An 11,505-nucleotide genomic window follows, 5' to 3' on the forward strand; every position below is an offset into this window, starting at 1 on the left:
CATGACCCGCACCGCCCTGATCACCGGGGCGAGCTCCGGTCTCGGCGCGGAGTTCGCCCGCCAGCTCGCGGCGCGCGGCGCCGATGTCGTCCTCGTGGCGCGTGATCGCGACGCGCTCGCCGCGGTGGCCGAGGAAATCCGCGTCGCGCACGGCACGGGAGTCGAAGTACTGACCGCTGACCTTCTCGATCCCGTCGACCTCGCCGCTGTCGAGGCCCGGCTGGCGGCGGGACGCATCGACGTGCTCGTCAACAACGCGGGATTCGGACTCGACCTGGCGTTCGACACCACCGACGTCGCCGACGAGGTGCGGCACGTCCGCCTGCACGTGGAGGTCGCGATGCGTCTCATGCACGCGGCGCTCCCGGCGATGCTCTCCCGCGGCGGCGGGCGCATCATCAATGTCGCCTCGGTCGCAGGATTCGTCCCGCGCGGCACGTACGGCGCCGCGAAGGGGTGGCTCATCTCGTTCAGTCGGTGGGCGAACGTCGCCTATCGGCGACGGGGCGTCACCGTCACCGCGGTCTGCCCGGGCTTCGTCCACACGAACTTCCACGAGCGCCTCGGCCTGCCGCCCGGGCAGGAGGGCGTGCCGCCGGGCTTGTGGCTCGAGGCCGAGACCGTGGTGCGCGAGGGCCTCCGCGATGCCGCGCGCGGCCGCGCGGTCTCGATCCCGTCCCGGCGCTACCGACTGCTGGTGGCCGCGTCGCGGCTGCTCCCCGACGCGGTCGTCGTGCGCGCCGCCGCGCGCGGCCGCTGAGCAGCTGCCCGGCGCTGATCCCCTAGCGGAACCGCCCGAGTCGGATGCCGGCGAACGCCAGCGCCGCGATCGTCTCGCCGTCGGTGATCTCCCCGTCGGCCACGAGCGAGAGGGCCTCGGCGAACGGCACCCACCGCACGGCCTCGATGCCTTCCTCCTGCTGCGAGTCGGTGGCATCCGCAATCTGCAGGTCACGCGCGAGGAAGACATGCTCGGGGGCGTCGGCGATCCCGTTGAGGGCATTCATCCGCCCGAGGTACTCCCAGCTTTCGGCGGTGACTCCGCTCTCTTCGCGGAGCTCACGCTGCGCGGCGAGCAGGGGATCCTCTCCGTCGGTGCCGCCGGCGGGGACCTCGATCGATCGGCCCGTCGTGTACCGCTCGAGCTCGACGAGGCAGACGCGGTCCTCGTCGTCGAGCGCGATCACGAACACGGCGGGCTGCTGCATCTGCACGACGCCGTAGATCCCGTCGCCGTGCGGCCCGGTGACCTCGTCCTCGCGCACGCGGATCCAGCGGTTCTCATACACGGTGCGCGACGCGCGGGTCATCCAGGCCATGCCGCCAGCCTAGAGTCGCTGCCACGGTGCGGCCGGCGGGAATTGTCGGCCCCCGGTGCGGCCTGGCCGGGGTGAGAGGGGGCCGAACCGATACCCTGAGAGCATGACGCACTCCGGCAATCCCTTCGGTCAGGTGCTCGTCGCGCTCGTCACCCCCATGACGGCCGACGGCGAAGTCGATTGGCCCGCTGTCGAGAAGCACATCGACGACGTCGTGAGCGCCGGCGCCGACGGCGTCGTGGTCACCGGCACGACGGGAGAGACCTCCACGCTCACCGACCCCGAGAAGCTCCGGCTGGTCGAGGTCGGCAAAGACGTCGCTGCGGGCCGCGCGAAGATCATCACGGGCGGCGGCTCGAACGAGACCGCCCACGCCATCGAGCTCTACAAAGCCAGCGAGAAGGCCGGCGCCGACGGCATCATGATCGTCACGCCGTACTACAACAAGCCCACGCAGGCCGGCATCCTCACGCACTTCCGTCTGGTGGCCGACGCCACCGACCTCCCGGTGATCCTCTACGACATTCCGGGCCGCACCGGCGTCGAGATCAAGTACGAGACGATCCTGCGCCTGGCGAAGCACCCCAACATCCTCGCCGTCAAAGACGCCAAGGGCGACTTCAGCGAGGTCAGCCGCGTGCTCAACCAGACCGACCTCCTGTACTTCTCGGGCGATGACGCCAACGTGCTCCCGCACCTGGCGATCGGAGCGTCCGGCCTCATCGGCGTCACGGCCAACATCGCCGCAGCGCCCTACCGGACGATCGTGGATGCCGTGAACCGCGGCGATCTCGCGACCGCCACGGCCGCGCACCAGCGGCTCGAGCCGCTCGTGCGGGCCGTGATGACGCACGTTCCCGGCACGGTGGCGGCGAAGTACATCCTGCACGGCCTCGGCCGGATCGGCAGCCCCCGCGTGCGCCTGCCCCTGGTCGGTCCCGAAGAGTGGGAAGCCGCCGCGATCGAAGACGAGCTGGCCCTGGTCCGCGACGTCGCCGGCGCCGACTTCTCCAACTTCCGCCCCGACCGCAACGCGGCCGCCGGCGGCGCCCTGCCGAAGGTGCACGGCACCACGAGATAAGCATCGGCGTCCGCCGAACCGCGGCCAGGGACGCCACACGAAGGGATGCCGTATGGCGGCATCCGAGGAGGCACTCCATGCCCACGACCGTTTACGATCCGCCCGCGCTCCAGCCGGGCACGCTGCGCGTCTTCCCTCTCGGTGGCCTCGGTGAGGTCGGCCGGAACATGACCGTGTTCGAGTACGAGGGCAAGCTCCTCGTCGTCGACTGCGGCGTGCTGTTCCCCGAGGAGCACCAGCCCGGCGTCGACCTGATCCTGCCGGACTTCGAGCCCATCAAGCACCGCCTCGATGACATCGTCGGCGTCGTGCTCACCCACGGGCACGAAGACCACATCGGCGCGGTCCCCTACCTGCTGAAGCTCAAGAGCGACATCCCCCTCATCGGCTCGGGCCTGACGCTCGCGCTCATCGAGGCGAAGCTCAAGGAGCACCGGATCCGCCCGTACACCCTGACGGTGAAAGAGGGGCAGCGCGAGCAGGTCGGGCCCTTCGACCTCGAGTTCGTCGCGGTGAACCACTCCATCCCCGACGCCCTGGCCGTGGCGATCCGCACGCCCGCCGGCCTCGTGCTCGCGACCGGCGACTTCAAGATGGATCAGCTGCCGCTGGACGGACGCATCACCGACCTGCGGGCGTTCGCCCGGCTGGGTGAGGAGGGCGTCGATCTCTTCCTGGTGGACTCCACCAACGCCGACGTGCCCGGCTTCACGCCGACGGAGCGCGCGATCGGGCCGGTCCTCGACCAGGTCATCGCCAAGGCCCCGCGACGGGTCGTCGTCGCGAGCTTCTCGAGCCACGTGCACCGCGTGCAGCAGGTGCTCGACGCCGCGCACGCCAACGGCCGCCGTGTCGCGCTCCTCGGGCGAAGCATGGTGCGCAACATGGGGATCGCCGCCGACCTCGGCTACCTCACCGTGCCCGACGGCGTCCTCATCGACTACAAAAAGGCCCGCGACCTGCCCGACGACAAGATCGTCTACATGTCCACCGGTTCGCAGGGCGAGCCGATGGCCGTCCTCAGCCGTATGGCCAACCTCGACCACGCGATCGAGCCGGGCGAGGGCGACACCGTGATCCTGGCATCCAGCCTGATCCCGGGCAACGAGAATGCCGTCTACCGCGTCATCGACGGCCTCACCAAGCTCGGTGCCACCGTCGTACACAAGGGCAACGCCAAGGTGCACGTTTCGGGGCACGCGGCCGCCGGCGAGCTGCTGTACTGCTACAACATCCTCAAGCCCAAGAACGTGCTGCCGGTGCACGGCGAGTACCGCCACCTCATGGCCAACGCGAAGCTCGCTCAAGAGACGGGCATTCCCGCCGAGCGGACGATCCTCGGCGAGAACGGCACGGTCGTCGATCTGCGCGACGGTCGTGCGGAGGTGGTCGGGCAGCTCGACATCGGCTTCGTCTACGTCGACGGCTCCTCGGTCGGAGAGATCACCGACGCCGACCTCAAGGACCGCCGGATCCTCGGCGAAGAAGGCTTCATCTCGGTCATCGTGGTGGTCGACCGCCAGACCGGCAAGATTGTCTCGGGTCCCGAGATCCACGCGCGAGGATTCGCCGAAGATGCCGCGGTGTTCGAGAGCGTCAAGCCCAAGATCGCGGCGGCGCTGGCGGAGGCCGCGCAGTCGGGCGTCCGCGACAACCACGCCCTGTCGCAGGTCGTGCGCCGCACGATCGGCCGCTGGGTCAACCAGGCGCTCCGCCGCCGCCCGATGATCGTTCCTCTCGTCATCGAAGCCTGATCGCCTGCCCCGGGCGCGCCGCCCCTCGGTGGCCGCCCGGGTGCGCTCGTGCGGGCGCGCCCCGCGCGTCGGTATCATGCGGGCATGCCCGCCATCCCGATCCGCGCGGCGCTCCCGTCCGACGGGTCTTTCCTCGTCGATATGACGGTGGAGGCCGCGAATTGGCGCGCCGGCAGTGCCCGACCGCGCCACGAGGTGCTCAGCAACCCCGACCACCGGCGCTACGTCGCGGGCTGGCTGCGGCCGGGCGATGCGGGCTTCGTCGCGGAGTCACCCGTGGGCGAGGCGATCGGGGCCGCGTGGTACCGGATGTTGCCGCGCAGTGAACCTGGATTCGGGTGGGTCGGCACGGGAGTTCCCGAGCTGATCATCGGCGTGCGTCCGGTGTGGCGGGCGCACGGTGTGGGGCGCGCTCTCCTGCGGCGCCTCGTCGCGCATGCCCGAGAGCAGGGGTACTCCCGTATCAGTCTCAGCGTCGACCGCGACAACTTCGCCCGGACGTTCTACCGCGGCGAGGGATTCGCCGTCACGCGCGCGGGTCACGGCCGCGACGTCATGGTCAAGACGCTGCGCTGAGGTTCTGCGCGGGGCCACTCGGTATCGGTCCTGTCTCGAACCCCGCGTCGGTCCGCGTGAATGTCGGAGACCGCGCCTACCGTGGAGGAATGGCTCGCAGCTCGTCCACCACCGGCGGTCGCGCCCCCGCGAAGGGGGCTGCGCGACCGAAAGCCTCGGCCCCGGCGCCCAAACGCTATGTCGATGAGCCCGAAAAGCCGCCCGTGGCCGTTCGTGCGTGGAACGGTCTCGCTCACGGCGTCGGCGGAATGTTCCGCGTGTTCGGCCCCGAGACTCTTGAGCGCGATCAGCGGCGCGACGGATTTCCGTTCCTCCTCGTCCTGCTCGCCGCCATCGGCGCCGTCGTCGAGTGGTTCTTCATCGGCACCGAGGTCGCCGCGACCATCAGCGCCTACAGCTTCGGTGGGCTCATCGGTCGTGTCGCGTTCGTCTTCCCGGTGCTGCTTCTGCTGCTCGCGGGCTGGTTGTTCCGGCATCCGTCGTCGGTGCACGACAACGGACGCATCGGGATCGGCTTCGCCCTGTTCGTCATCGTCATGGCGGGGTTCTGCCACGTCGCCGGAGGTCGCCCCGCGCCCAGCGCCGGGTTGCCCACGCTCAGTCTCGCGGGCGGTCTCGCCGGGTGGCTGAGCGGCGAACCGCTCGCGCTCGTGCTGAGAGACGTGGGCGCGTATATCGCGCTGTCGTTGCTGACGGTCCTCAGCATCCTGATCCTCACCAAGACGCCACCGAACCGCATCGGTCGGCGTCTCGGCGACCTCTATGCGTGGATGTTCGGTGCGGAGCGCGTCGAGAAAGATGCGCCCACGGCCGTCCTTCACGTGGATGCCGACGACGAGACACCCGCCGAGAAGTCGATGCCCTGGTGGCGGCGCAACAAGTCCGGTCGCGAAGAAGACGTCGACGGCGACCTCGGATCCGACGACCTGACGGCCCTGCTCACCCCCGATGCCCCGCAGGGCGGCTTCGACTCGCCGGTCGTGGCTCCCGCAGCGCCCGCGGCTCCGCCCGCGCGCCCCCCGATGCCGCCCGCACCCGACGCGCTGACCGAGATCATCGATCCGTCCGCGCTCGCGGGCGCGGCCACCGGCCGGGGCCTGCAGGACGATTCACCGAACGCCGACACCGACGATGAGCTCCCCGGCATCTCCGGTCTCGGGGGCGACAACGCGGGCCTTCCGCCGTCTGCCAATTACCGTCTCCCCTCGGTCACCGCGCTCGCCGCGGGCACGCCCCCGAAGGAGCGGTCGGCTGCCAACGACGCCGTCGTTCGTGCCATCGAGAGCGTCATGGAGCAGTTCAAGGTCGACGCGCGTGTCACCGGGTTCTCGCGCGGCCCGACGGTCACCCAGTACGAGATCGAGGTCGGCCCCGGTGTCAAGGTCGAGCGCATCACCGCCCTCACCAACAACATCGCGTACGCGGTCGCGTCCAACGAGGTGCGCATCCTCGCCCCGATCCCGGGGAAGAGCGCGATCGGCGTCGAGATCCCCAACGCCGACCGCGAGATCGTCACGCTGGGCGACATCCTGCGTTCCGACGCGGCTGCGGCCTCGACCCACCCGATGACGATCGGCGTGGGTAAAGACGTCGGCGGGGGCTTCGTCGTGGCGAACCTCGCGAAGATGCCCCACCTCCTCGTAGCCGGATCCACGGGGTCGGGTAAGTCGAGCTTCGTCAACTCGATGATCACGAGCCTGCTCATGCGGGCCAAGCCCTCCGAGGTGCGGATGGTGCTCGTCGACCCCAAGCGCGTCGAACTCACCTCCTACGCCGGAGTGCCGCACCTCATCACGCCGATCATCACGAACCCCAAGAAGGCCGCCGAGGCTCTCCAGTGGGTCGTGAAAGAAATGGACATGCGCTACGACGACCTCGCGTCGTTCGGCTTCCGGCACATCGACGATTTCAATAAGGCAGTCGTCGCGGGCGAGATCCAGCTGCCGGCCGGGAGCGAGCGCGTGCTCAAGCCCTACCCGTACCTCCTGGTCGTGGTCGATGAGCTGGCCGACCTCATGATGGTCGCCCCGCGCGACGTCGAGGACTCGATCGTCCGCATCACGCAGCTCGCGCGTGCCAGCGGCATCCATCTGGTGCTCGCGACACAGCGCCCGTCTGTCGACGTGGTCACGGGCCTCATCAAGGCGAACGTGCCCTCGCGGCTCGCGTTCGCGGTGACCAGCGTCACCGACTCGCGCGTGATCCTCGACCAGCCCGGCGCTGACCGGCTCATCGGTCAGGGCGACGGGCTGTTCCTGCCCATGGGTGCCTCGAAGGCCGTGCGTGTGCAGGGCGCCTGGGTGAGCGAGCAAGAGATCGAGCGCGTCGTCGCGCACGTGACGCAGCAGGCTCGCCCGGAGTATCGCTCCGACGTGCAGGCGGCCGCCGAGAAGAAAGAGATCGACGCCGACATCGGTGACGACCTCGAACTGCTTCTCGCCGCGGCCGAGCTCGTCGTGTCGACGCAGTTCGGGTCGACCTCGATGCTCCAGCGCAAACTCCGCGTGGGCTTCGCCAAGGCCGGACGCCTCATGGACCTCCTGGAGTCGCGCGAGATCGTCGGGCCGTCCGAAGGGTCGAAGGCGCGTGACGTCCTCGTCACCAACGAGCAGCTGCCGGGCGTCCTCGCGCGACTGCGCGGCGACGAACCAGCCGATGCGGCGCCGACCGACGACGACCGCTACGGTCCGGATGCCGTGACGGCGCAGTTCGATGGCCTCCCCGTGGCCGAAGACGACGAGGGATCCGAAGACGCGTGGCAACTGACGGGACGAGACTGATGGCCGTGCACCCCCAGCTTCCCAACGCGATCACGATCGCGCGCATCCTGTGCGCACCGGTCTTCCTGTGGATGCTGCTGGCCGACGGCGGTGCCGGGGGTGCCCTGCGGTGGGCGGCCGCGGTCGTGTTCATCGTGGCGATCGCCACCGACGGCGTCGACGGCTACATCGCCCGTCGTTACGAGATCGTGAGCGACCTCGGCAAGCTCCTCGACCCCATCGCCGACAAGGCGCTGACCGGTGTGGCCTTCGTCGGTCTCTCGATCCTGGGTGAGTTGCCGTGGTGGGTGACGATCATCGTCCTGGTGCGTGAGATCGGCATCACGATCTACCGGTTCATGGTGGTCAGTGATCACGTGCTCGCCGCCGCGTGGATGGGCAAGCTCAAGACCGTGGCGCAGGCCGTTGCTCTGTCGATCGCCCTCCTCCCGCTCGCGTCACTGTCCGACGCCGCGGCGTGGCAGGCGACGGTGTGGTGGGCCGGGGTGGTGACCATGACGATCGCCGTGGTCCTCACGATCGCTTCGGGGGTCGACTACGTCATCTCCGAGGTGCGAGGGGCCCGGGCGAAGCGGAGTGCCCGATGATTGACGGCGTGCCCGACGATCTCGACGAGACGCTCGTGCGCGATCCGCGCGAGAGCGCGGCTGTCCTCCTCGAACGCCTTGCCGAACTCGGCTGGACGATCGCGATCGCGGAATCACTCACGGGAGGAATGGTGGTGTCCTCGCTCGTCGACATTCCGGGGGCCTCGCGCGTGGTGCGGGGCGGTGTGGTGGCCTACGCCACCGACGTGAAGAACAGCGTCCTCGGCGTCGATCCCGCGCTCCTCGAGGCGCATGGCGCCGTCCATCCGCGTGTCGCGCGGCAGATGGCACGGGGCGTCCGTGACGTCTTGGGCCGCGACGGTGCGCCGGCCGACGTCGGAATCGCCACGACGGGGGTGGCCGGTCCCGACGAGCAGGACGGGCAGCCGGTTGGCACCGTCCACATCGCCGTCTCCACGCCGCTCGGGACGCGCGTGGACTCCCTCGTGATTTCGGGCGACCGTGATCGCATCCGTCGTGAAGCGACACACATCTCCATCCGGCGCGCACTGGCGGCGCTGTGAGCGGGACAGCCCGACACGCCCGGCCGGGGGAACAAACGGTGACACACGGGGGTTGTTTGACAGCGATTCCCATCCAGTGCCCAGCGCGCGGCATTAGGGTGACCTGAAACGGTGTTGTACCGTTGTCCACCCGGACAGCGGGGGAATCTGCAGTGAGGAGGGGTTCACATGATCCTGGTCCGTCAAGAGATCGGCGAAGTCCTGCGTGAGCTCCGCCAGCAGAAGGGCCGCACCCTTCGTCAGGTCGCCAGCCGCGCGAGCGTCGCGCTCGGGTACCTCAGCGAAGTCGAGCGCGGTCAGAAAGAAGCCTCGAGCGAGATTCTCGCATCCGTCGCCGAGGCCCTCGATGTCCCCATCTCGACCATCATGCGCGAGGTCGGAGACCGTCTGTCGGTCCTCGAGGGTCTGCAGACATTCCCCGACGTCGTCCCCGACGACCTGGTCGCGGCGGTCGAGCCCGAGCTCTCCCTGCACTGACGTCTCCGACATGCGTCGAAGCGAGTTCGATCGTGCCGTCGCCGACGAGTTCGGTCCGCGTGGCGGTTCTTTGATGACTGATCTCGTGCTCTCCGCCGTGGGCGGGCGCACGAGTGCCGACGCCCTCGCCGCGGGCGTCGATCCGCGCGAGGTGTGGCTCGCGCTCTGCGAAGAGACCGACGTTCCGAAGGATCGCCGCTACGGAGTCGGGCGGCTCGATCCGCGGCGACGCTGACCACCTAAGGGCAGCCCGGGGCTTGGCGCTCGTACGTCAGGGGCGCGGGCATCTGGGCGCCTGGTGCGCGGAGAACGGATGCCGGATGACTTCGGTACTCGAGTCACCGGATCCGGCGTGTCATCGAATCTTCGTTCGATATCGGCGTAGGCTCCTGCACATTGGAGTTTCGAGCGGGTTCGTCCCCAGAAGGTCGGGTTTCCTCCGCCGATGTCGGAGGCCCTCCCTAACGTGGGCGGAGTCGAACGACACTCTGAACGCCTTGTCGGGCATCTCCACCGTCGGTGGCGAGCGCGACAGCCTATAGGCGACGGAACGCGAGCAGAAAGAAGACGTCATGCCCTCACCCGCAGAACGCGAGAAGGCCCTCGAGTCGGCCCTCGCCCAGATCGACCGTCAGTTCGGAAAGGGTTCGGTCATGCGCCTGGGCAGCGACGAGCGCGCCCCGATCGAGACCATCCCAACGGGTTCCATCGCCCTCGATGCCGCGTTGGGTATCGGCGGGCTTCCCCGCGGCCGCATCATCGAGATTTACGGTCCGGAGTCCTCGGGTAAGACCACGCTCACGCTGCACGCCATCGCCAACGCGCAGCGTGCGGGGGGTATCGCCGCCTTCATCGACGCCGAGCACGCGCTCGACCCCGAGTACGCGAAGAAGCTCGGCGTCGACATCGACGCCCTGCTCGTGTCGCAGCCCGACACCGGTGAGCAGGCGCTCGAGATCGCCGACATGCTGATCCGTTCCGGTGCCATCGACCTCGTCGTCATCGACTCCGTCGCCGCTCTCGTGCCCGAGGCCGAGATCAAGGGCGAGATGGGCGACTCCCACGTGGGTCTCCAGGCCCGCCTCATGTCGCAGGCGCTCCGCAAGCTCACGGGTGGGCTGAACACCACCAAGACCACCGCGATCTTCATCAACCAGCTGCGCGAGAAGATCGGCGTGTTCTTCGGTTCTCCCGAGACCACCGCCGGTGGAAAGGCGCTGAAGTTCTACGCCTCTGTGCGTCTCGACATCCGTCGTATCGAGACCCTGAAAGACGGCACCGAGGCGGTGGGTAACCGTACCCGCGTGAAGGTCGTCAAGAACAAGATGGCTCCGCCTTTCAAGCAGGCCGAATTCGACATCATCTACGGCGTGGGCATCTCTCGCGAGGGCAGCCTCATCGACTTCGGTGTCGAGCACGGCATCGTGAAGAAGTCCGGTGCGTGGTACACCTACGACGGCGAGCAGCTGGGTCAGGGCAAAGAGAACGCCCGCGGCTTCCTCATCAAGAACCCCGATGTCGCGGCCGAGATCGAGTCGAAGATCAAGACCAAGCTCGGAATCGGTGTCGCCCCCGCGGCGGCGCCGACCAACGACGAGCTGGCCGCCCGTCGCCCCGCCTGATGAGCCACGACACGCGTTTCCCGGGCCCTGGCTCCGCCTCTTCGGCGGGCCGTGGTCCGGGAGACGGCCCGGACGAGCGTGACCTCGCACCGGTCATCCCGCTCTTCGGGACGCGAAAGGCGGGTGCTTTGCGCGACGCCGGGGCGTCTGTCTCCGACGCCCCTGCTTCTCAGCGCGAGCCCGCCACGTGGTGGGCCGGAGCGGCCGCCGGCGACGCCCCCGACGAAACCGAGGATGCCGTGCGCGAGCGCGCCGAAGCCGTTCTGCTCCGCAGGCTGCGGGGCCGCTCCCTTTCCCTCGCGGAAGCACGGGACGTCCTTCGTGGGGTCGAGGGTCTCGACGAGAGTGCGGTCGACACCCTCCTCGCGAAGTTCGCGGATCTCGGTTACCTCGACGACACGGCGTTCGCTGAGCAATTGGCGCTGTCCGCGGTTGAGCGACGCGGTCAGGGCCGCCAGGCCGTCGTGCAGACCCTGCGCAAGCGCGGTATCCCGCGTGACGTGGCAGACGCGGTGGTCGCCGAGCTCCCCGACGATGACGCCGAGCGGGCGCTCGAATTCGCGCAGTCGAAAGCGCGCTCCGTCGGGGGCAAAGACTACGACGCCAGCCTGCGGCGCCTGGCCGGCCAGCTCGCACGGCGTGGCTACTCTTCGTCAGTGGCACTGACGGCGGCGCGTCAGGCGCTCGACGACGCCGGTGTACGCCGCGCACCGTTCTCCCGGCCCGCGCCGTCGGGAGTGCGCTTCACCCCCGACGAATGACGCCGGCAGTCGTCGTCTGCACGG

General features: G+C 69.2%; 12 protein-coding genes. 11 read left to right on the top strand and 1 reads right to left on the bottom strand.

From position 1 onward, the window contains the following. The first annotated feature begins 1 nt into the window (after nucleotide 1). A complete protein-coding gene (locus ACU6WY_RS04900; RefSeq protein WP_483821339.1) occupies nucleotides 2–760 on the top strand; it encodes an SDR family NAD(P)-dependent oxidoreductase in 759 nt (252 codons plus the stop codon). Between the two features lie 22 nt (nucleotides 761–782). Here ACU6WY_RS04900 and ACU6WY_RS04905 read toward each other — a convergent pair whose 3' ends face one another. After that, nucleotides 783–1,319, bottom strand: coding sequence for an NUDIX domain-containing protein (locus ACU6WY_RS04905; RefSeq protein WP_483821340.1), 537 nt, complete (start codon nucleotides 1,317–1,319; stop codon nucleotides 783–785). 103 nt (nucleotides 1,320–1,422) lie between these two features. On the opposite strand from ACU6WY_RS04905, the gene dapA reads away from it, so the two are divergent. From dapA to ACU6WY_RS04955, 10 genes are all read left to right on the top strand, one after another. Then, complete coding sequence (gene dapA / locus ACU6WY_RS04910; RefSeq protein ID WP_483821341.1) at nucleotides 1,423–2,400, top strand: 4-hydroxy-tetrahydrodipicolinate synthase; 978 nt, start codon at nucleotides 1,423–1,425, stop codon at nucleotides 2,398–2,400. 77 nt (nucleotides 2,401–2,477) lie between these two features. After that, a complete protein-coding gene (locus ACU6WY_RS04915) occupies nucleotides 2,478–4,154 on the top strand; it encodes a ribonuclease J (protein ID WP_483821342.1) in 1,677 nt (558 codons plus the stop codon). 84 nt (nucleotides 4,155–4,238) lie between these two features. Further along, nucleotides 4,239–4,730: an N-acetyltransferase family protein gene (locus ACU6WY_RS04920; RefSeq protein ID WP_483821343.1), complete on the top strand. Its 492-nt coding sequence runs from the start codon at nucleotides 4,239–4,241 to the stop codon at nucleotides 4,728–4,730. Nucleotides 4,731–4,819: 89 nt separating this feature from the next. Next, nucleotides 4,820–7,510 (top strand): FtsK/SpoIIIE family DNA translocase, encoded by a 2,691-nt coding sequence (locus ACU6WY_RS04925; protein WP_483821344.1) that lies wholly within the window; start codon nucleotides 4,820–4,822, stop codon nucleotides 7,508–7,510. Then, entirely contained in the window at nucleotides 7,510–8,097 is a 588-nt protein-coding gene (pgsA, locus tag ACU6WY_RS04930) for a CDP-diacylglycerol--glycerol-3-phosphate 3-phosphatidyltransferase (RefSeq protein ID WP_483821345.1), read from the top strand. The genes ACU6WY_RS04925 and pgsA overlap by 1 nt, the downstream gene beginning before the upstream one ends. Next, nucleotides 8,094–8,621, top strand: coding sequence for a CinA family protein (locus ACU6WY_RS04935; protein WP_483821346.1), 528 nt, complete (start codon nucleotides 8,094–8,096; stop codon nucleotides 8,619–8,621). Before pgsA ends, ACU6WY_RS04935 begins: the two co-directional genes overlap by 4 nt. A 168-nt stretch (nucleotides 8,622–8,789) precedes the next feature. Beyond that, complete coding sequence (locus ACU6WY_RS04940; protein ID WP_138174360.1) at nucleotides 8,790–9,098, top strand: helix-turn-helix domain-containing protein; 309 nt, start codon at nucleotides 8,790–8,792, stop codon at nucleotides 9,096–9,098. Nucleotides 9,099–9,108: 10 nt separating this feature from the next. Further along, the gene (locus ACU6WY_RS04945; protein WP_483821347.1) at nucleotides 9,109–9,333 is read left to right on the top strand and encodes a DUF3046 domain-containing protein; all 225 of its coding nucleotides are present in this window, start codon (nucleotides 9,109–9,111) and stop codon (nucleotides 9,331–9,333) included. Between the two features lie 337 nt (nucleotides 9,334–9,670). Further along, nucleotides 9,671–10,720 (top strand): recombinase RecA, encoded by a 1,050-nt coding sequence (gene recA / locus ACU6WY_RS04950; protein WP_483821348.1) that lies wholly within the window; start codon nucleotides 9,671–9,673, stop codon nucleotides 10,718–10,720. Between the two features lie 128 nt (nucleotides 10,721–10,848). Further along, nucleotides 10,849–11,481: a regulatory protein RecX gene (locus ACU6WY_RS04955; protein WP_483821349.1), complete on the top strand. Its 633-nt coding sequence runs from the start codon at nucleotides 10,849–10,851 to the stop codon at nucleotides 11,479–11,481. The last annotated feature ends 24 nt before the right edge of the window (nucleotides 11,482–11,505 follow it).

The organism is Microbacterium sp. ZW3a (assembly GCF_057167165.1).